Raw genomic sequence first — 20,452 nt, forward strand, 5'->3', positions numbered from 1 at the left:
TCTTCATCAGTCCGTCCTTCAATCAAGGGCCGGACTCTAATCTCAGATGGAGGAAAAACTCAGTGGCAGGTCAATCCCTCGACAAGCACCAGCAAGATTGGATTTCGACTACGCGCTTGATCTTGCGGGGGTTTCGGCCGCTCCAGCTAATTCGGGTAACGCGCCCCAAAGTGCAAGTGAAGAGAATGTTAAATCTATTTGTTACTGAAATGTTTGAAATTGCATAGTGTCGCAAGGGATTTCATAATTCTGGCCAGTCGTCGTTCGATTCCTGTCGCGGCCTTGTCAGAGCTGCGCTCGGCGGGCTTTCGGCCCGAGAGCCGCAATGCGCGAGGGCCGCGTCTTGTCGCGCAACAGCCCTTGAAGCCCTTCGGCGGCGAAACGCTCTGCAAACGCCATACGCAGCTTTTGGACTTGCTGGCCTGCCGGATCATCTTGACGGTGCCGACGTCATCGTCGGTCCAGCCGGTTCGGAGTCGCCTCAGAATCGGAAATTCTGCCCATCAGACTGGAAATTGACATGTAAGCTTCCCGGCTCCTTCAGATGTCATCATCTCTCGCACACCAACTCATGCCACGCAGATGAGATCGCGCCTTTTTCTGTCGTCACATTCCATTGTCAGAATCGGAAAAGAAGGGTCTCCTTGTTTTTATATGAAACAAAATTTCACAAATAATTATGAAAACGGACATGTTTGCTGCAGACAATTAACGTGCACGTACTTGTCTGCCGCTGAATAACAAAATATAGGCAGCGATTATAACTTATAAACGTAGTGAAACGCGTCAATCGACATTTCCGTAGAGCTGCAGCAGAGACGAGGGGAGTCCCATGGGCCCTATGAAGATGCAGCCCGAGGAGATGGGCAGCCTGTCCGCGCGGATTTACAGCAAGGTGCGGGATGGATTGATCATCGGCAATTTCGCGCCGGGCGATCGTCTGCTTATGCAGGATCTTGCCGAGCAGCTCGGAACCAGCATTACGCCGGTGCGCGAAGCCTGTCTGCGGCTCGTCAGCGAGCAGGCGCTCGAGTTGCGCTCCGGCAGGTTCGCCGCGGTGCCAGACCTCAGCCGCGCCCGCTACATTCAGATCAAGCTGATCCGCGTGGCACTTGAAGGGCTTGCGGCAGAACACGCTGCCGACCATTTTGCCCCCGCCGATCTCGAACAGCTTGAGACCTTCCGCGCCTCATTTGTAGAGAGCCATAAGGCCGGTAATATCAAGGAAGCGCGATCCTCCAATCGCGCTTTCCACTTCGGCGTCTACCGCCTGTCGCGTATGCCGATGCTGATCGGACAGATCGAAAGCATGTGGGCCTCGATGGGTCCAATCCTTAACGTTTACGATCGGGAAATTCCGCGCGGGTACACCGGCGCGGAAGAACATGACCATCTCATCGAGGCCTTGAGGGCTGGCGACAGGAAGAGGGCCCGCGAGGCGATCGAGAACGACATCCAGCGAGGCTCACATGGTTTTCTGCGCTATTTCGACGAGCGCGGCTCCGGCTGAGCTGAATTGCCCTAAGCACCATCGATCTGCGCGACGCGCGGTGTGCGCAGGCCGGCTGTTTCCCCGCCGTCTACAGTCACCACCGTGCCGTTGACATAGCTCGATTGATTCGAAAGTAACCAAGCGACCACATCAGCGATCTCTTCAGGGGCACCGAAGCGGTTGGCAGGGATCCGCAGTTCGAGCTGCTTCTTGCGCAGTGCATCGCTTATGATGTTGCCCATCATGCGTGTTTCGATCTGGCCGGGGCAGACAGCGTTGAAGCGGATCTCCTCGCCGAACTCCAGCGCGAGTGCCTGCGTCAGCCCGATGACCGCGGCCTTTGAGGCGCAGTAGGCAGCGAGCCCTTCTTCGCCCGTCTTTCCGGCGATGCTGGCCATGTTGACGACTGAACCCCTCCCGAGCCGCAAGCCGTCCAGCGCATGACGGATGAAGAAAAAGACGCTGCGTGCATTAACCGCAAGGACCTCATCCCAATCGTCCTGGGTGGCGGTGGCGAAGGCAATGCGCTTCGACATGCCGGCATTGTTCACGAGCCCCGCGAGCCGGCCGTTGCCAAGTTCAAGCGCACGGTCGACGACACGGCGGCAATCGTCTTCACGGACGATGTCACCGGCAACGAACGTGACACCGTGATTGGCGCGTTCGAGCGCCGCGCCCGCTTCTGCATCTCGGCCGGTCGCCACCACTCTGGAACCGCCAGACGCAAGTTTCTCCACGCAGGCCCGCCCAATCCCGTGCGTGGCGCCTGTTACGATGATCATTCCAATTCACTCCATTGCGTATTTGGCAACCGCACAGTTTGGGGGGCTCGCTTTTGGGCCAATCCCCGCCCCATCAAATCATGACGAACAACGTTGTCGTCACCTAGGATCAGTGGATCAAGTTGTGACGCGGGTTATAGCCGGTGGACTGGCCCAAGCGCCGGGCCGTCGGCCCAACGGCTAGATTGGCGATACTGCGCATGTGGCCATGTCTTTCCTCGCGTGATGGGGTGTTCCCTAGAAGCGGGGCAATATGCGGGTGTGACGACCGATAAGGCGGACCGGCTATTCCGATAGGGACATCCATACTGTCGCATGACCGACTCGTCACCCCCGCAAGGCCAGTAATGCCAGAAGTGCTGCACAATACGCCAAGAACGCACACCGACCAATCAGTGTTTCGACTGTTCGCCGCACACGGGATCGGCCTCTCAGCTGGCAAAACCATGTCGCAATGGCTGGACGTGCATCGCGATTTACGAGCCTGGTGACGCGGGACTTGCGCCGGCACGCCATCAAGGGAACCGGCCGCGACGGCTTGCCGGCGGAGGCTGTGCTGCCCTGCCCCTGCTCAGCAGCACCACCCACTAAGCATCGGGAACCCGCGTTCCATTTAGAAGCCTCCACGTTGCGGGCCTTTGCCCGGCTGCCGGGAGAATGAAGTCGCAAGACAACACCCGCAATCCGGGCGCCGACCTCTAGGACGAGCTCAGGCTGGCAAGCGCCAGACGAGAGAAGTTGGAAAGCGGCACGGTCGTGCGCGGGGAACCGTCATTTCAACAATCATCCGACCGCAGCGTGTTATGGCACGCTGCCGTGCGGTTCAGCGCGGCTGTTGCAGCACGCGAATGCACTGGGCACATCTCCCTCCCTAAAGACCTATGACGATTTGGTCGATAGCGAAGTGCGGTTGCTGACCAATGGCTCTGTATTCGAAGGCCACGCTGATCGCTTTGACTTATTCGCCGGCGCTTGATGTCAGGCAACTCGATCGACAAGCCGCTACCCGTCGGTCGCGAGGAAGCCCACATCGCCGAGGCCAGTTGCATGGCTGCTGTCTCCGACCTCGTTTTTCGTCAAATGGATTCTGATCCCGGTCGAGGCAGCGAAACCGCGATTGAAGACACCTTCCCGGCTGAGCACCGGCTAATGAAAACCCTATTGACTTATAACTTATAAGTAGTACGGTAGCGCTGTGAATGAACAACGGCGCGGATGGCCCTGAAGGCGAACTCGCCTAGACGGTACTGCGATCCGCCAGCAAGCCTCTGCTCCCAAGGCAGACCGCGGAGCCGGCGAAATCGCCGGCTCCGGACCCGGGAACACACGAAAATGGGGAATCACATGACCAAGAATCACGCTTTCCGATCCATCCTCGCGGTGGCTTTCGTCACCGGCGTGGCCGTCCTGCCCAACGCCGCCGAGGCCAAGGATTGGTGGCCCTTCAAGATCAACGCGGCCAAAGGCGGCGATCTGAAAAAAGTCGAGGCACTTGACTATGTGCCGCTGGAAAAGGCCGAGAAGCCCTGGAACCTGTGCGTCTTGTTTCCGCACCTCAAGGACAGCTACTGGGTCTCGGTGGACTACGGTATCGTTGAGGAAGCAAAGCGCCTGGGTGTCAAAGTGACGGTCCTGCAGGCCGGCGGCTATGACGCACTGCCCAAGCAGCTGTCGCAATATGACGATTGCGTCGCATCCGGCGCCCAGGGCATCCTCGTCGCAGCCATCTCGGAAGCCGGTCTGGCGGCCAAGCTGAAGGAGGGCGATGCCAAGGGTCTTGTCCAGATCGCCGTCGCCAATCCCATCCTGGAAACTCCGATCACCGCGCGCATCACTCCCGATACCTACCAGAAGGGTTTTCAGGAGGGTGAGTACCTCAAGAAGTATCTCGGCGACAAAAAGACGACCGCGATCGGCCTGCCGGGTCCGCAGGGATCGGGTTGGGCGGAGAGCTATATGGCGGGCTTTCGCGACAGCACCAAAACCGGCAACATCAAGCTCGCGGCCGAGCTCTATGGTGAGCCCGGCGTTCCGCAAAGCCTGCGCCTCGTCGAGGACGCGTTGCAGACCTATCCGGATCTCAATGTCATCTGGGGCGGGGCCGCGGCGGCGGAAGCGGCCGTCAGCGCCGTCGCCGACGCTGGCCGCGACGATGTCGTGATCATGTCGTCTTACGAGAACCAGACGATGCTGAAGCTGGTCAAGGAAGGCAAGGTGCTTGGCTTTGCCGCCGAGTATCCGGTGATGATGGGCCGCATCAGCGTCGACCTCGCGGTGCGCGCCTTGGAAAAGAAGGACTATGAGAAGGTTCTGCTGGTGGCGCCGGGTATCGTGACCAAGGAGAACGTCGACAAGATCGACCCGACGCAGATTTTCGCGCCCGATGGGTGGAAGCCTGAATTTTCGGTACAATAGTCGCATCTTCGATGGGCGGTAGACCTCGGCCTTGGCCTGCCGCCCGTTTCGCTTCGAGTTCGGTGGTGTCAGCGATGCTTGAACTTACGGGTATTACGAAGCGTTTCGGGGGTGTGGTGGCGCTTGACGGCGTCGACTTCACGCTGCTGAGCGGTGAGCTCCATGCCCTTCTCGGTGAAAACGGCGCCGGCAAGTCGACGCTCATCAATCTGATAGCGGGAACCTACGGCTGGACCGAAGGCTCTTGCCGTATCGACGGCCAAACCGTTTCCGCGCTGACCCCACAGAAATCCCGCGATGCCGGGGTGGCGGCTGTGTTCCAGGAATTCAGTCTCGTCCCCGACCTCACGGTCGAGGAGAACCTGTTTCTTGGACGCGAGATCAAGGGAAGGCTTTTCCTGAATCGACGCGCGATGCGTGCCCGCGCGGAAGAACGCTTCCGCGACATTGGCTTTCACGTCGAGCTGGACAGCAAGATCGAAACGCTGACCCGGGCGCAAAAGCAGATGGTCGAGATTGCCAAGGGCATGCTTTCGGATGCCAAGATACTCATCCTCGACGAACCGACCGCGTCGCTTACCGACGGTGAAGCGGAAAAACTGTTCGCCGCCATCGCGGGCCTCAAGGCTCGGGGCGTCGGGATCATCTATGTGTCGCACCGCATGGCCGAGATCCGTCGGCTCGCTGACCGTGTCACGGTCTTGCGAGGAGGGCGCAAGATCGACACAGTGGCCATCGCCGCGGCATCGGACGCGACCCTGATCGAGATGATGGTCGGCCAGCCGGTCGAACGACTTTATCCGTCAATCAGCCAGCGCCCCGCCGAAATCGTGCTGGCGACCAGGGGGATCAGTGTCTCCGGCACCGTATCCGATGCCTCCATCGTGGTCAGAGCTGGCGAAATCGTCGGCCTGGCGGGCCTTGTTGGCTGCGGCCGCAGCGAACTTTGCCGGGCCGTGTTCGGCCTGGAACGTGTGACGTCCGGTGAGATCGAACTCCATGGCGCGGTGGTAAGAGCGCCAGCCCCGCACAGCATGTTGCGTGCTGGACTTTGTTACTATCCGGCGGATCGCGGCGCCGAGGGACTGGCGCTTAGCCGCCCGGGTCGCGAGAATGTGACCATGGCCGCGCTCGACGATCCGAGACTGTCCCGGGGCGGACTGCTCAAGTCGTGGCGCGAGCGCCGGGCGATAGCCGCGCCGTTGAAGACACTGGGGCTGCGACCGATGGCGCCGGAACGCGCGGCGTCGTCGTTTTCGGGAGGAAACCAGCAGAAACTCGTGCTGGCGCGCGGCCTGATGCGGCCGGTCTCGGTCCATATTTTCGATGAACCGACGGTCGGCATCGACGTCGGGGCCAAAAGCGAGGTCTACAGGCTTATGAAGAGCCTGGTGGAGAATGGTGCGGCCATTCTGTTGTCATCGTCCGAGCTGCCAGAGCTCGTTCACCTGGCCAACCGCGTCCACGTCATGCGCGAAGGGCGCATAGTCGCCGAACTCAAAGCCGACGGCATCACCGAAGCCTCCGTGCTGCGTCACTATTTCGACGCCCAAACCGGCGCCACGGAGGCAGCATGAGCCCTGACACGCTGCGGCGCCGTTTTCTGGAAACAGGCGGGATCGTCATCCTGCTTCTGGTCGCGGTCGCGGCGGCGGCCGCGATCGTCGAACCGCGTTTTCTGAACCGCCTGAACATCCTCAACGTCCTGCGCAATTTCTCCTTCCTGGCGGTTCCGGCGATCGGTCAGATGATCGTCATGACCACGGGCGGTTTTGATCTGTCGGTCGGCGCCACCGTGGCGTTGGCCTCAGTGGTCACAGCCGCGGCGATGGCCGCGATGCCCGACGCGCATGGACTCCAGCTGCTGGTACCTGTGGCGCTGGCCTTGGCCAGCGGCGCCTGTGTTGGCCTGGTAAACGGCACGCTGGTGGCGCGGCTTTCCCTCTCACCCTTCATGGTGACATTGGCATCGTTGTCGATCGTCGCGGGACTTACGCTCTATTACACGCAGGGTATCCCGATCTATGGCGTTTCCGACGCCTTCGTCTATGCCATCGGGCGAGGGCAGGTGCTTGGCCTGCCGCCGGCCTTGCTGCTGGCGATCGTGGTGATCGCCATCGCCATCATTCTGCAGCGTCGGACCGCGCTCGGGCGCCACTTCTACGCCGTCGGCGGCAACGTCGGCGCAGCCCGACTGTCGGGAGTGCGCACACACCGTGTGTTGATTACCGCCTATGTGCTCTCCGGTCTCCTGGCCGCACTCACCGGCGTGCTGATCACCGCCCGTATCGGGTCCGGCCAGTCGACGATCGGCGGGACGCTCGGACTGGAGACGATCGCAGCGGCGGTGATCGGCGGCGTTTCATTGCGCGGCGGCTCAGGCCGCGCCGAGAACGTCGCCATGGCCGCGCTGTGCCTGGCGATCATCGCCAATGCGATGAACCTCACGCAGATCGACAGCAAGTTCCAGACGCTGGTTCTCGGTTCGGTGCTCATCGGCGCACTGGCTTTCGACCGAATTGTTCAGGGGAGGCGGGCCAATGTCTGATCGTCCAGACATGGCGGCTCCGGTTGTTCTTGACCGCGCTCGCCCGGACATCCGCCAGTTCGCGTCGCAGGCCAAGCTGCCGGGGTTCGTATTCCTGGCCCTGCTGGTTCTCGGTCTGCTCGACCCGCGCATCGTTTCAAGCGGCAATCTCTGGAACATCGCGATCCAGACCAGCTATCTCGCACTCTTCGCCATGGCGCAGACCATGGTGCTGCTGACGCGCGGCTTCGACCTGTCGCTTGGTTTTACCGTCTCGCTCGTCAGCGTCATATCGGCGATGGTGATGACCGGAAGCGGCGATATGCCGATCCTGTGGGGGATCGTCGCCGGCCTTGGCGTCGGGCTGCTGATCGGCGGGCTGAACGGCTTCCTCATCGCCGGTGTCGGCATCAATCCACTCGTGACGACGCTTGGCATGGCCAACATTGTCATGGCACTGGCGTCAACCGTCAGCGGCGGCTTTCCCGTGCCGGGCGTTCCCGAGGCCTTCACGGACGCCTTGGCGGAGGGACGGCTGATCGGCATTCCGGTGCCCATCCTGTTCGCCGCGCTGTGTTTCGCACTGCTGTTCCTGGTCCTGCGCTTCACCGTATTCGGGCGCGGCCTGTATCTCATCGGCGCCAATCCTCGCGCGGCGAAGGCGGCGGGCGTTCGCACCGGACGCGTCGTTGCGATCGACTACGTGGTCTGCTCGCTGCTGGCCGCGATTGGCGCCATGCTGCTCACCGCGCGCACCGGATCGGGCGAGCCCAATCTCGGCGGCAACCTGACCCTGGAATCGATAGCGGCGGCGGTGGTCGGTGGCGTGCGGCTGAGCGGCGGAGAGGGAGGCGTCACGGCGGCTCTGCTGGGTGCCCTGTTCATCACGATCATTTCCAACGCCATGAATCTCATGCAGGTCGACGGCTATCTGCAGCAGGTTCTTTTGGGCCTCATCATTCTGGCCAGCCTGATACTGGGCCGCGATCACAAGAAACGCTAACAGCTTCGGACCTTAAATGGCATATCAAGTCTGCATCGATATCGGTGGAACCTTCACCGATTGCCTGGTTTCCGAGCCCGGTGGGAAAATCTCGATCTTCAAATCGCCGACGACGCCCGGCGAATTCGAGAAGGGGTTCATCAACGTGCTGCACGTCGCGGCCGCTGGATACGGGCTCGATCCCGCGACGTTCATGACCGCGATCGATTTGATCGTACACGGCTCGACCGTCTCGACCAATGCGCTGGTCGAGCGCAAGACCGTCAAGGTCGGTCTGATCCTCAACGAAGGACATCAGGACATCCTCGTCCTGCGCGAGGGGCCGCGCAAGGGCGCCTTCCAGTGGCGGCTCGACTATCCCGAGCCCTACGTTCCGCGCCATTTGACGAAGACGGCGCGGGGCCGCGTCGATGCGCGCGGGCGGGAGCTCACGCCTTTGTCGAGATCCGATGTCGAGGCGGCGATAGCGGACTTCCGGCGCTATGGGGTCGAAGCGATAGCGGTCGGTCTGCTTTGGTCGGTCGTCAATCCCATCCATGAAACAACGGTGCGCGATATCATCGCGCAGGCATGGCCGGAGATCCCGGTGACGCTTAGCCATGAAGTCAATCCGATGTCGCGCGAGTACAAGCGCATCATCGCGGCCGCCATCGACGCGTCGATCAATCCGATCGTGCGAACCTATATCGAGGACTTGCGGCAAGCACTTTCGCAGGCTGGTTTCCAGGGCGAGCTGCTGCTGGCCAACTGCGTCGGTGGAATGATGCCTCCCGCCGAGATGCGGCGGCGGCCAATCTACAGCGTCATGTCGGGGCCGACGCTGGCGCCGATGGCGGCGCTGGCGCTGAGCGACGAAGCCAATGTCATCGTCGGTGACATGGGCGGCACCACATTCGACGTCTCGGCTTTGCGTGACCACCAGATCATCGTCACCCCGGACAGCATGATCCACGACGACTCGCTGGGGATCGCGAAGGTGGATGTGAGATCGGTCGGTGCCGGCGGCGGGTCGATTGCCTGGGTCGATGATGGCGGCCTGCTGCGGGTCGGCCCACAGAGCGCTGGCGCGCGGCCGGGGCCGGCATGCTACGGAGCGGGCGGCACCGCGCCGACGGTCACCGATGCCAATGTCGTGCTCGGCATCATTGACCCCGATTATTTTCTCGGCGGCCGGATCAAGATCAGCCGCGAACTGGCCGAGAAAGCGGTCGCGAGCATCGCGACGCGGCTCGGCATCCCGCTGCTCGACGCGGCTTACGCCATCCAGACCACCAGCAACCACAACATGGTTGGGGCCATCGAGGAAATCACCATTCGCGAGGGCATAAACCCACGCGACAGTTTCTTTGTCTGCGGCGGCGGCGCGACCGCCATCCACATCGCCGAGATGGCCGACATATTGGGCTTGAAACGCTACATGATCCCGCGCTTCATGGCTGGGTTGAGCGCGTTCGGCGGGTTGATCTCTGATATCACGCGCGAGGAAAGCGCGGTTTTCCTGACCTCGACCCGGCGCTTCGACGCCGCTGGCGTCTCCGACATCCTGGCGCGGTTGAAGGTGTCGGGCGAGGCATTCCTCGAACAGGCCGGCGTTGAGCCCGAGCTGCGGCGTTTCGAGTTCTCCTTTCTTGGTCGCTACGAATACCAGTCCTGGGAGATCGAGGTCCATTTCGAGGCCGATGAGGCGCGTCTCGACGCGGCGAAACTGCCAAGTCTCGTCGAAGCGTTCCATCAGATGCACGAACGCATTTATTCAATCAGATCCGACCGCGACGTCGTCGAATTCACCAACTGGAAGCTGCGCGCGGTGGGCAAGCGGGCCAATCAGGATGCCTGGAAAGACTTCAGGCTGGCCGACCAGGCGACGGCGCCGGTCGCCAAGACCCATCGGCCAGCTTATTTGCACGAAACCCGGCGGACGAGCTCTCTGCCCGTCTACGACATGGACCAGCTGGGCGCGGGGGCGGCGCTTGACGGCCCCTGCCTGGTGGAGGCGACGACGTTCACCGCCTTCCTCAAGGACGGCCACCGCGGGCGCGTCGACCCGCAAGGCAACATCGTCGTGACCGTCGATTGACACCAACCTTCCCGAACAAGGCACCGCAAAATGAATTCACCTGTCATTCGCCTGGAGACGCCAACGCGCCGCGTCGATCCGTTCCTGATGTCGGTTCTCAAAAGCCGGTTCGAGGCGGTCGTGCGGGAAATGACGCTGGTCGTGATGCGGGCCAGCCGCTCGGCGGTGATCAAGAACGCCCGCGACCTGAGCTGCGCGATCCTGACCTATGATCACCGCCTCGTTTCCACCGAGGACGCGCTGCCGATCCACGTCATGTCGATGGATCTGGCGACCCGTCCGATAACGGAGTTGTTCGACGATATCGCCGACGGCGACATCTTCCTCAACAACTGCCCATACACTGGCGGCACGCATCATGCCGACCTGATCATGGCCATGCCGATCTTTTTCGATGGCAAGCCGCTGTTCTGGGCCGTGGCGCTTTCCCATCACGCCGATACTGGCGCGCCGACACCTTCGACCTATCTGCCATTCGCCAAGAACGTTTATGAGGAAGGCATCCACTTTCCCTGCGTGCGCGTGGTCGAACAGCACCGGGAGAAGCAGGACATCCTGCGCATCGGCATGATGCGCAACCGTGTTCCAGACATCTGGCTGGGCGACGTGCGAGCCCAGATCGGCGCCTGCAGGACCGGTCGACGCCGTCTCTTGGAACTGCTTGAAAAATACGGCCGCGACACGCTGCTGGATTTCGTCGAGGACTGGTTCGACTACGGTGCGCGTCGCGCCATGGCCGAGATCGCCAAATTGCCGAAGGGCAAGTTCTCCTACGAAGTCCGCCATGACCCGGTCCCCGGCGTGGCGGAGGAGGGCATCCCGGTCAGGATCACCATCGATGTCGACCCTGAAGCCGGCGAGATCACGGTCGATGTGCGTGACAACATGGACAACGTCCCTGGCGGTCTCAACCTGTCCGAAAACACCTGCACGGGCTCTTGCCGGATTGGCGTCTTCAACAATCTCGACGACGGCATCCCGCACAACGAGGGCGCCAAGAGCCGGATCAAGGTGTTGATGCGGGAGGGAAGCGTGGTCGGCAAACCCCGCTACCCCGTAGGCACCTCCGTGGCGACCACCAATGTCAACGACCGCTTGATCATTGCAGGCAATTGCGTGTTCTCGACCATGGGAGAACCCTATGGCCAGGCCGAGAGCGGCTCGCACCTGCCGGCGGGGATCGGCGTGATTTCAGGCAAGGATCCGTTCAAGGACGGGCAGCCCTACGTCAACCAGGTCTTCATTGGCTACGCCGGCGGCGGGGCGCGTCACGGCTATGACGGCTGGTTGACATATTGCGGGCCGGCGAATGGCGGCCTGATCGCGCTGGATTCCGTGGAGGTGGACGAATCCATGTATCCCATCATCATTGAATCGCGCGGCGTGGTGGCGGATACCCAAGGCATTGGCGAGTTCGAGGGTGCTCCCGCGGTGGGCGGTGTCTTCTATCCCGTCGACCACGAGATGACACTGGTCTACTCGGCCGATGGCACAACCTTTCCGCCGCGCGGCGTGCTCGGCGGCGGTGACGCCAAGGCCAGTCATAGTGCCAAGCGCGGCACGGACGGCAAGCTGGTGGAATTGCCCGCGTTCCATGAGGAGGCGTGTCGCGCCGGCGAGCGCATCGAGTTCGTTGCCTGTGGCGGCGGTGGCTACGGCGACCCGACCAAGCGCGATGTCCGCCGTGTCGCGGCCAGCGTTGACCGCGGCTGGCTGACGAGCGAAGCGGCTCGCCAATCCTACAAGGTGGCCCTGGTGCTGGACGCCGAGCAGGGCGTCTGGGTCGTCGACCAGGATGCCACCGCGCGCCTTCGGGCGGCCTGAGCCAGCGCGAAGAGAGGTCGCCAGCAAATGACCGGCGGCTTCGATCACGCCCGCTTGGCGGCCGCGTCCTGCTCGTCGAAATACCGCAACAGGTTCATGCCACCGCGCACGATGTCGCGTTCGATCGCCTTACGCGCCACCTTCTTGTTGCGGGTCCGGAACGCTTCGATCAGCGTCTCGTGCTCCTCCGCGCCGATGTAATCGTTCTCGGCCTGCAGATAATACACGTTGAGGATAGGGCCCATCGAGACCCACAGGCTTTCGATCTGGGCGATCAGCATATCCATCTTGGACAGGCGGTAGACGCCGAAGTGGAATTCACGATTGGCGCGACGGGCGCGGTCGGCATCGCCGGACGTTTCGCCGGCCACGAAATCGCGATGGATATCGACCAGTTTTTCAATGTCCGCCTCCGAAACATGCTCGACGGCGAGTTCGGCCGCTAGCCCCTCGAGCGCGATGCGAATGAGCCGGACCTGCCAGTAACGCGACCGGGTCAGCTCTGGAACGGTGATGAACCGCCCCGACCGCAGTTCCAGCGCCTGCTCGCTGACGAGCCTGAAACAGGCCTCGCGCACAGGCGTGACGCTGGTGCCCAGCCGTTGCGCCAGATCCTGCATCAACAGCCTTTCGCCGGGCCGGAAATTGCCCGCAATCAGGGCTTCGCGCAGCGAGATATAGGTTCTCGCCGACAGACTACCTTGCTCGATTGGCTGCATCGTGTTCATGAATCACCGCTGCATGTTGGCCGCACCGAATCGGCAACGGATAGGTACGAGCAGCTCTTATATCCTATAAGTCCGGTTGCGAAAAAGGCTAAGAACTGGCGGGTTTCCCAGCGGAGAGCTTGCGCAGGATTGTCTCGATGATATCCAGCGATTTCTCGACTGTCGCCCGGTCATGGCTCCCTGACAGGTAGAGACGCTTGAGCGGAAGCGGCTGACCGATCAGCCGGTTCGCCACCATCTCCTTTCGGAATGCGAGATCGAAGACATCGTCGTTGCGCAGCAAGTCCTGGTAGTCGCGGTAAGGACCGCTGAGGAAATAGATCAGCCAGACCGAGCCAAACCCGGCGCTCTGCGCGGGCAGGCCGAGGCGATCGATAATGCCATCCAGCTGCGTGCGCATGAAAGCGCCGAGGGCAAACAGGCGGTCGTAGAAGCCTGGTTTCGACAGCTCCTCGATCGTCGCCTGCATGGCGGCGAGCGTCGACGGCGTGCCGTTGAAAGTACCGCCCATGAACACGGATCCTTCCCCGGTCCGGCCGACGAGCTCCAGGAGATCGCGACGACCGGCCACTAGGCCGACGGGATAGCCTGACGAGGCCGCCTTGCCGAAGGTCGCCAGATCAGGCGTGACGTTGGCGATCGACTGATAGCCGCCAAGCGCGTGGCGAAAGCCGGTGATGACCTCGTCGAAGATCAGTACGACGCCATGAGCGCTGGTCAGGCGACGCAAATCGCGCAGGAAAGCATCCGTCGCCATCACCGACCCCATATTGTGAGCGATTGGCTCGATGATGATCGCCGCGACCTCGCCTGGATTGGCCTTGAGATAATCCTCGACGGCGCCGGCATCGTTGTAAGGCAGCACGATGGTGTGACTGGCGGCATCATCGAGGATGCCAGCACTGATGGGGTCGTACTTGCCGATCGCCTGCGCGTGCGACTGCACGTTCATGGCGACATAGTCATGCCAGCCATGATAGCCGCCTTGGAACTTGATGATGCGCTTGCGACCGGTGGCGGCGCGGGCAAGGCGCAGGGCGTGATAGGTCGCCTCCGATCCCGAATTGCAGAAGGCGACGAGATCCGCGCAAGGGATGCAGTCGACCAGCGCCTCCGCCACCTCGATCTCCAGCCGCATCGTTCCCGCACCGACAAGATCGATGTCCTGCGTGACCGCAGCGATGCGTTCACGCACCGCCGGATGACAGTGGCCAAGCACATTGGCGCCGAAGCCGCAGTGGAAGTCGGTGTACTGGTGTCCATCGACGTCGTAGAGAAACGCACCCTGCGCCCGGGCAAAGACATGCGGCGCGCCGAGCCTGCGGCTCGGGCTGAGCAATCCGCCCGGCATCACCGCGCTCGCGCGCTCGATGAGTCGGGCGGTGTTATTCTGATCGGTCATCGTAATGTCCGTGCATGGCTATGGTTGTCCGCGCTCAGCCGAGCGCTTCGCGGACGGTGGCCTCGATCCCCGCCGCGTCCAGGCGGTAGTGCTTGTAGAGATGCGTTGGCGGCGCGATCAGGCTGTATTCGTCACGGATGCCGTGGCGTATCAGCCGTGCGGGGCTGCCCGCCTCGGCCAGGATTTCCGCCACGGCGCCGCCCAGACCGCCCAGGATATTGTGTTCCTCGATCGTCAGAACGAAGCGGGAGTGAGCCGCGGCAGAGAGCACGGCCTTGGTATCGAGCGGCTTGATCGTATGCATGTCGATCAGTCCGACGGACTTGCCCGCCGCGCGCAGCGCGCGGTAAGCCTCCCTTGAGGGATGGACCATCGAGCCGCAGGCGATGATGGTCAGGTCCGATCCTTCGCCGTGAACGATCGCCTTGCCGAACTGGAAGTCGACGCCGTCGTCATAGACCAGTGGTTCCTGACCGCGGCCAATGCGGAAGTAGATTGGCTGCGCATGATTGACAGACGCCCTGACGGCGGCCGCCAGTTGCGGGCCATCGGCCGGTGCGACGACCGTGAGGTCGGCGATGCTTCGCATAATGGCAAGGTCTTCCGTCGCATGGTGGGAGGTGCCGTAGAAGCCGAGTGAAATACCGGCATGGTGACCGATCAGCCGTACCGGCAGTGCCGAATAGGCGACGTCGGTTCTGATCTGTTCGCAGCACAGCAGCGCCAGGAAAGAAGCGAATGTAGCGACGAACGGCATGGCGCCTGTGCTGGCCATGCCGGCAGCAGCCGAAACCATGTTCTGCTCGGAAATGCCAAATTGCGTGAAGCGTTCGGGAAAGCGTTGCGCGAACCGCACCAGCCCGTTGGAATATTGAAGGTCGGCCGTACCGGCCACGACCGGATAACCGTCTTCGACCAGCTCAATGAGCGCGTTGGCCAGGTAACTCAGGCCAGGCGCGCGCGCGTTGATCTGGCGGTACTGCCAGGAGTTGGTATCGATCGGGCCGTTCATTGTGTTTTGCCTCCACGCTTGATCTCTTCGGCGGCCAAGGCCTCGTCCGATGGCGCGAGATAGCCCAGATGCCAGCCGGGTTCGGTTTCCATGTAACCAACGCCCTTGCCTTTGGAGGTCTTGGCAATGATGCAGACGGGCCGGGTGCGGTCTGCCTCGGCCTTCAACTGTCGCAGCAGCGTCGCGAGAGCGACGACGTCGTGCCCATCGACCTCGTGCACCTGCCAGCCGAACGCCGCCCATTTGTCGGCCAACGGTTCGATGCCGATGATGTCGTCGACCTGCCCGTCGAGCTGGTATCCGTTGCGGTCGACGATGGCGATCAGATTGCCGGCCTTATGGTGGGCGGCGGAGAGCGCCGCTTCCCAGACCTGGCCCTCCTGCATCTCGCCGTCACCGAGCAGGACATAGACATCGAAGCGCCGGTTGGCCGCACGGCCGCCAAGCACCATGCCGAGGCCGCCGGACAGGGCATGGCCGATCGAGCCGGAGCTGAAATCGACGCCGGGCACCTTGCGCATGTCGGGATGATCGCCAAGCGGATTGCCGAGCCGGGTATAGCCGTCGAGGACGTCCTTGGAGAAGAAGCCCCAGTCGACCAGCAGCGGATAAAGGCCGACCGCGGCGTGCCCTTTGCCCATAAGGAAGCGGTCGCGGTCCGGCCATTGCGGCTCGCCGCGCCTCAGCCGCATCGCATCGTAGTAGAGCGTGGCGAATATTTCCGCGCAGGAGAACACCGACGAATAGTGGCCCACCTTGGCGATCTGGATGAGGCGCAGCGTCTCGAGCCGGACGAACTCTGCCCTGTCGCGCAACAGGGCGATCCGCTCCGCGTCGGGTGGCAGGGTGTTGTTTGAAGGAGTGGGTGCGTTGGCCATTGGACGTCACTCTCGGGATCATTTTTTCTCGACAACTTATAAGTTATAAGATATTCCTCGCCGAAGCAACCGCCTATCTGGTCGCAAGGAGAATTTTGATGAACAACGAATCGCGCGTGCTGGACATGGCCAGGCACTTTCATTCCCAAACGGATCCACGCCTGCATGAGGATCATGGTCCGTTGACGATCGTGGCCGGCGAAGGCGCGACCGTCACGGATGACGCGGGCAACCGCTATGTCGAGGGCATGGGCGGACTCTGGTGCGCCTCGCTTGGCTTCAGCGACAGCCGGCTGGCTGTCGCTGCTGACCGCCAGATGCGCAAGCTCGCCGTCTACCACACCTTCAACCACCGCTCGAACGAGCCCACCGTCGAACTCGTCGAGCAGCTTACCGCGTTGGCGCCGTTCGACCACGCGCGCGTCTTTCTGGTCGGCTCCGGTTCCGAAGCCAATGATACGATGATCAAGCTCGCCTGGTATTACCAGGCCGCGCGGGGACGTCCGGAGAAACGCAAGATCATCAGTAGGTTTGGCGCCTTCCACGGCAGTACGATCATGGGCGCGGCGCTGAGTGGGCTGCCGCACATGCACAAGTCCTTCAACCTGCCGCCGCTTCCCGTCATATTCGCGGCGCGACCGTTCCATTATCTCGATGGTCTGCCGGGCGAGGCGGAGCATGACTACGCCACGCGCCTGGCCCGGGAACTTGAGGCCCTGATCCTTTGTGAGGGGCCAGAGACCATCGCCGCGATGATCGCCGAGCCGATCATGGGCGCCGGCGGCGTGCTGGTACCGCCGGAGGGTTATTTTCCAAAGGTTCAGGCGGTGCTGCGCAAATACGACATCCTCATGCTGTCCGACGAAGTGGTCTGCGGCTTCGGACGCACCGGAAACTGGTTCGGTAGTCAGACTTTTGGCATGGAACCGGACATGCTGTCGGTCGCCAAGGGGCTTTCATCCGGTCATCTGCCCATTGGCGGCGTCATTATCTCCGATAAGGTCTACCAGTGCGTCGCCGATGAGGCCCACAAGGTCGGCGTGTTCGGCCACGGTTTCACCTATTCCGGCCATCCGGTGACAGCCGCCGTCGCCGCCGAGGCGATCAGGATCTACCGCGAGATCGATCTCGTGAGCCAGGCGCGCCGTCTCGGCGATTATCTGCATGCAGCGCTCGCGGACGCGCTCAACGACCATACACTGGTCGGCGAGGTCCGCGGCCGCGGTTTTATCGCGGGGATCCAGATCGTCGAGGATCGCGCCACCCGTCGCGCCTTTTCGCCGGAGCTGCGAATTGGCACCGATGTCGAGCGGCGGTGCCGCGAGCACGGAGTCATGATCCGCAACATGGGCGACGTGCTGGCAATCTGCCCGCCCTACGTCATCGCCCCTAAAGAGATCGATTACATGGTTGATGGCATTCGCGCGGCTCTTGATGAGACCGCGGCGGCCCATGCGCAGACTGACCAGTCGGCATGAACCCGCCCGGCGAGGCGGCGAGACATCGCTGGACGGGCCGGCCGCGCGAAAGGCGGTTGGGCAAGCGCGAGCCGCAGCCAGCATACAGGATCCCGATTGTCTTATCCGAACGGAGGCCAGACCATGCTTCAGAAAACCAGCCATTTCATGCGGCAGGCCAATCTCATCAATGGCGAGTGGGTGCAGGCCGACAGCGGCCAGACGGTCGACGTCAACAACCCGGCCACCGGCCTCAAGATCGGCACCGTGCCGAAGTCCGGCAAGGCCGAGACCCGCCGCGCCATCGAAGCCGCCGCCGCCTTCAAATCGTGGCGCAAGACGACCGCGCTCGAGCGCTCGAAGCTGCTGCGCAAGCTGCATGACGCGATGATGGACAATCAGGACGTGTTGGCCGAACTGCTCACCATCGAGCAGGGCAAGTCGCTGTTCGAATCGAAGGGCGAGATCGGCTCCGCCNAAGCTGCATGACGCGATGATGGACAATCAGGACGTGTTGGCCGAACTGCTCACCATCGAGCAGGGCAAGTCGCTGTTCGAATCGAAGGGCGAGATCGGCTCGGCCGCGGCCTATATCCTGTGGTTCGCCGAGGAAGGCCGCCGCACCTATGGCGACGTGGTGCCTTCGCCATGGGCGAACCGCCGCATCCTGGTGACCAAGGAGCCGGTCGGCGTCATCGCCGCCATCACGCCGTGGAATTTCCCGTCCTCGATGCTGGCCCGCAAGCTTGGTCCCGCACTTGCCGCGGGCTGCACCGCTGTCGTCAAGCCGGCCTCGCAGACGCCGTATTCCGGCCTTGCCTGGGGGGCGCTTGCCGAGGAAGTCGGCTTTCCCAAGGGCGTCGTCAACATCCTGACCGGCGCCGCCGGTGAGATCGGCGACGAGATTTACGCCAATCCGCTGGTCAAGAAGATCACCTTCACCGGCTCCACCGAGGTCGGCAAGATCCTGATCCAGAAATCGTCGGTGACCGTCAAGAAGGTATCGATGGAACTCGGCGGCAACGCGCCCTTCATCGTCTTCGACGACGCAGCTTGTATATGGCGCCAGCATAGAAGGCCCAGTTCCCACCCCAAGGCTTATACAAACCGCCACCGTTAGCGCCGATCGCGTTCATGGCCTCGTCCTTTTGGCAGAGATCACCACGGTCGCTAGCTGGCGAGCAAAGTCCGTCCCAGCGCTGCATTATCTCGTCGGATCCGGCAAGCTGGCAGAATTTCCCAGGCGGAGCTGACGGGGAGGGATGGTGGGAATAAACGGTGCGCGTGAGGTCTCGGCGGGAACAGCCAAGACATCTAAGCGGAACGGACTGGCATAACGCAAAGACACAGGCGAGCTCAGCGGCAAGGTGGTTTGTTATCACCATGGGACGCCTGCCGCGTCAAACGGTGGTGTCGTGGGTCGAGACGGCGAGGGCGGCGGTCGCCATGCGCCCCGACCGGCTTGCCTTGTTCGGCTACTCGCATATCCCATCCCAAATAAAGAACCAGCGCCTCATCGAGGCGGAATTTCTTCCCCACAGCGCTGCCCGCGCTGAACAGCATGCGGCTGTCGCGGTGACGCTGGTTGCCGCCGGCTACCGGGATCGGGCTCGACCATTTCGCCTTGCCGCACGACGAGCTCGCGCTGGCACAGGAAACAGGTCGCCTGCGACGTAACTCGTTGGGCTACTCTGCCGATACCTGCAGAACCCTGATCGGTTCGGCGCGTCGGCTATCGGCCGCATCGGCCAGGGGTACGTTCAAAACGAAGTTACACGGGATTTCTACATCCGGCACATCGCAGCTGGCCGACTGGCGACATCGAGGCGCCATCGCCTCACAGACGACGACCGCGTGCGAGCCGCAATCATCGAGCGATTAATGTGCGATTTCGAGGCTGACGTGCCGGCAATCTGTGTCGCCCACGGATCTGATCCGATCCGTCTTCGCGATTCGGCTGAGCGCATTTTCGCGGTTGCTAGCATGNATCGAGCGATTAATGTGCGATTTCGAGGCTGACGTGCCGGCAATCTGTGTCGCCCACGGATCTGATCCGATCCGTCTTCGCGGTTCAGATGAGCGTTTGGCGATGCTGGCCAAGGACGGAATAGTGGACTTCGAAAACGGTTTTGTCCGCGTACGGCGGGAGCATCGCTTTGGGATTCGCGCTGTCGCTGCCGCATTCGATGCTTTTAGGGATGGCCTTACGTATCCCGCAGGTGAGGGCAAGCACACACACGGAAGCTAACACAGGGAGTATCTTTTGCCGGAGAGAACGAGCTGCCATCGTGCGGTGCCCGGTTAGTAGTGAAGCGCCGTAAAATGTCGACATAGGCGTTGGTGAACTGGACCGAACGACGAGAACAGCCTATCCAGTGTGTTGTCGGCAGTTAGTTCGAAAGTCCTGCTACACCCGATCCGATGCCTCTCAACGCCGAGGCCGCACCTCCGTGCCGAAGCCGGCCTTCCCAATGGTGGGTCGAGCCGTCGCTTACCCCGTGCTTGCCTCACAGATCCGCGACCGAGAACCCAGCCTCATGCTCCCGCCCTGCCGGGGCCTAGGTCAATCTAGCATGAAAGGAACACGTCGGAACCTGGGATATCGCTTGCCCGGCCGGGCGGCGATAGCCTTGTCGGGGCAGCGAGGAGCCGTAGCCGATGATGAACGCACAGGAGAAGTCTGGCGTGAATGGGGCGATGATTGTCAAGCTTTGCTCTCGAGTCATTTCGTCAACCATCTTGCGTGACCGATTGGCGACCATCTCCTCGTCCCGACCTTATATTACCCGTTGCCTGTCGCCGCCAGCGCGCAGTGACTTGTCAAGGATGGAGGCCCGCAGACCCCATCGCGCGGC

The 20,452-nt window shown here is 62.1% G+C and carries 14 protein-coding genes and 2 pseudogenes; 11 read left to right on the top strand and 5 right to left on the bottom strand.

Features of this window, described 5'->3' with window-relative positions:
- A partial coding sequence (locus tag X735_RS1000000169510) for a hypothetical protein (protein ID WP_032909629.1) occupies positions 1–227 on the top strand: 227 nt, incomplete at its 5' end.
- 614 nt (positions 228–841) lie between these two features.
- Positions 842–1,510 (top strand): FCD domain-containing protein, encoded by a 669-nt coding sequence (locus X735_RS136240; protein WP_032904552.1) that lies wholly within the window; start codon positions 842–844, stop codon positions 1,508–1,510.
- Positions 1,511–1,521: 11 nt separating this feature from the next.
- On the opposite strand, the gene X735_RS136235 is transcribed toward X735_RS136240, so the two are convergent.
- Entirely contained in the window at positions 1,522–2,274 is a 753-nt protein-coding gene (locus tag X735_RS136235) for an SDR family oxidoreductase (RefSeq protein WP_031213998.1), read from the bottom strand.
- A 1,344-nt stretch (positions 2,275–3,618) separates the two neighbouring features.
- On the opposite strand from X735_RS136235, the gene torT reads away from it, so the two are divergent.
- From torT to X735_RS136200, 6 genes are all read left to right on the top strand, one after another.
- The gene (gene torT, locus X735_RS136225) at positions 3,619–4,689 is read left to right on the top strand and encodes a TMAO reductase system periplasmic protein TorT (RefSeq protein WP_023814380.1); all 1,071 of its coding nucleotides are present in this window, start codon (positions 3,619–3,621) and stop codon (positions 4,687–4,689) included.
- Positions 4,690–4,763: 74 nt separating this feature from the next.
- A complete protein-coding gene (locus X735_RS136220; RefSeq protein WP_031213999.1) occupies positions 4,764–6,266 on the top strand; it encodes a sugar ABC transporter ATP-binding protein in 1,503 nt (500 codons plus the stop codon).
- Complete coding sequence (locus X735_RS136215) at positions 6,263–7,237, top strand: ABC transporter permease (protein WP_023814382.1); 975 nt, start codon at positions 6,263–6,265, stop codon at positions 7,235–7,237. Before X735_RS136220 ends, X735_RS136215 begins: the two co-directional genes overlap by 4 nt.
- Positions 7,230–8,219, top strand: coding sequence for an ABC transporter permease (locus tag X735_RS136210; RefSeq protein ID WP_031214000.1), 990 nt, complete (start codon positions 7,230–7,232; stop codon positions 8,217–8,219). Before X735_RS136215 ends, X735_RS136210 begins: the two co-directional genes overlap by 8 nt.
- Before the next feature lie 16 nt (positions 8,220–8,235).
- Positions 8,236–10,296: a hydantoinase/oxoprolinase family protein gene (locus tag X735_RS136205; RefSeq protein ID WP_023814384.1), complete on the top strand. Its 2,061-nt coding sequence runs from the start codon at positions 8,236–8,238 to the stop codon at positions 10,294–10,296.
- Positions 10,297–10,326: 30 nt separating this feature from the next.
- Positions 10,327–12,120: a hydantoinase B/oxoprolinase family protein gene (locus X735_RS136200; protein WP_023814385.1), complete on the top strand. Its 1,794-nt coding sequence runs from the start codon at positions 10,327–10,329 to the stop codon at positions 12,118–12,120.
- A gap of 44 nt (positions 12,121–12,164) precedes the next feature.
- Here the strand turns inward: X735_RS136200 and X735_RS136195 are convergent, their stop codons facing one another.
- The 4 genes from X735_RS136195 to X735_RS136180 form a co-directional block, all read right to left on the bottom strand.
- On the bottom strand, positions 12,165–12,848 hold the full coding sequence (locus X735_RS136195) for a GntR family transcriptional regulator (protein ID WP_023814386.1): 684 nt from the start codon (positions 12,846–12,848) through the stop codon (positions 12,165–12,167).
- An 88-nt stretch (positions 12,849–12,936) separates the two neighbouring features.
- Positions 12,937–14,250, bottom strand: a complete 1,314-nt coding sequence (locus X735_RS136190) for an aspartate aminotransferase family protein (protein ID WP_023814387.1) — start codon at positions 14,248–14,250, stop codon at positions 12,937–12,939.
- Between the two features lie 34 nt (positions 14,251–14,284).
- Entirely contained in the window at positions 14,285–15,262 is a 978-nt protein-coding gene (locus tag X735_RS136185; RefSeq protein ID WP_023814388.1) for a transketolase C-terminal domain-containing protein, read from the bottom strand.
- A complete protein-coding gene (locus X735_RS136180) occupies positions 15,259–16,077 on the bottom strand; it encodes a transketolase (RefSeq protein WP_245263162.1) in 819 nt (272 codons plus the stop codon). The genes X735_RS136185 and X735_RS136180 overlap by 4 nt, the downstream gene beginning before the upstream one ends.
- A 161-nt stretch (positions 16,078–16,238) precedes the next feature.
- Between X735_RS136180 and X735_RS136175 the strand changes: the two genes are divergently transcribed.
- From X735_RS136175 to X735_RS1000000170155, 3 genes and pseudogenes are all read left to right on the top strand, one after another.
- Positions 16,239–17,618: an aminotransferase gene (locus X735_RS136175; RefSeq protein WP_023814389.1), complete on the top strand. Its 1,380-nt coding sequence runs from the start codon at positions 16,239–16,241 to the stop codon at positions 17,616–17,618.
- A gap of 123 nt (positions 17,619–17,741) precedes the next feature.
- Positions 17,742–18,648, top strand: a pseudogene (locus X735_RS1000000170150) (aldehyde dehydrogenase family protein); the annotation flags it as partial.
- 335 nt (positions 18,649–18,983) lie between these two features.
- Positions 18,984–19,845 (top strand): annotated as a pseudogene (locus X735_RS1000000170155) (hypothetical protein); the annotation flags it as partial.
- Positions 19,846–20,452 lie beyond the last annotated feature (607 nt).

This window comes from Mesorhizobium sp. L2C084A000, assembly GCF_000502875.1.
Classification (GTDB): Bacteria; Pseudomonadota; Alphaproteobacteria; order Rhizobiales; family Rhizobiaceae; genus Mesorhizobium.

What these genes read in the sequence shown, in the direction of transcription:
- X735_RS136240 (WP_032904552.1), top strand. Translation starts at nt 842, where the DNA reads ATGAAGATGCAGCCCGAGGAGATGGGCAGCCTGTCCGCGCGGATTTAC.
- X735_RS136235 (WP_031213998.1), bottom strand. Translation starts at nt 2,274, where the DNA reads ATGATCATCGTAACAGGCGCCACGCACGGGATTGGGCGGGCCTGCGTG.
- torT (WP_023814380.1), top strand. Translation starts at nt 3,619, where the DNA reads ATGACCAAGAATCACGCTTTCCGATCCATCCTCGCGGTGGCTTTCGTC.
- X735_RS136220 (WP_031213999.1), top strand. Translation starts at nt 4,764, where the DNA reads ATGCTTGAACTTACGGGTATTACGAAGCGTTTCGGGGGTGTGGTGGCG.
- X735_RS136215 (WP_023814382.1), top strand. Translation starts at nt 6,263, where the DNA reads ATGAGCCCTGACACGCTGCGGCGCCGTTTTCTGGAAACAGGCGGGATC.
- X735_RS136210 (WP_031214000.1), top strand. Translation starts at nt 7,230, where the DNA reads ATGTCTGATCGTCCAGACATGGCGGCTCCGGTTGTTCTTGACCGCGCT.
- X735_RS136205 (WP_023814384.1), top strand. Translation starts at nt 8,236, where the DNA reads ATGGCATATCAAGTCTGCATCGATATCGGTGGAACCTTCACCGATTGC.
- X735_RS136200 (WP_023814385.1), top strand. Translation starts at nt 10,327, where the DNA reads ATGAATTCACCTGTCATTCGCCTGGAGACGCCAACGCGCCGCGTCGAT.
- X735_RS136195 (WP_023814386.1), bottom strand. Translation starts at nt 12,848, where the DNA reads ATGAACACGATGCAGCCAATCGAGCAAGGTAGTCTGTCGGCGAGAACC.
- X735_RS136190 (WP_023814387.1), bottom strand. Translation starts at nt 14,250, where the DNA reads ATGACCGATCAGAATAACACCGCCCGACTCATCGAGCGCGCGAGCGCG.
- X735_RS136185 (WP_023814388.1), bottom strand. Translation starts at nt 15,262, where the DNA reads ATGAACGGCCCGATCGATACCAACTCCTGGCAGTACCGCCAGATCAAC.
- X735_RS136175 (WP_023814389.1), top strand. Translation starts at nt 16,239, where the DNA reads ATGAACAACGAATCGCGCGTGCTGGACATGGCCAGGCACTTTCATTCC.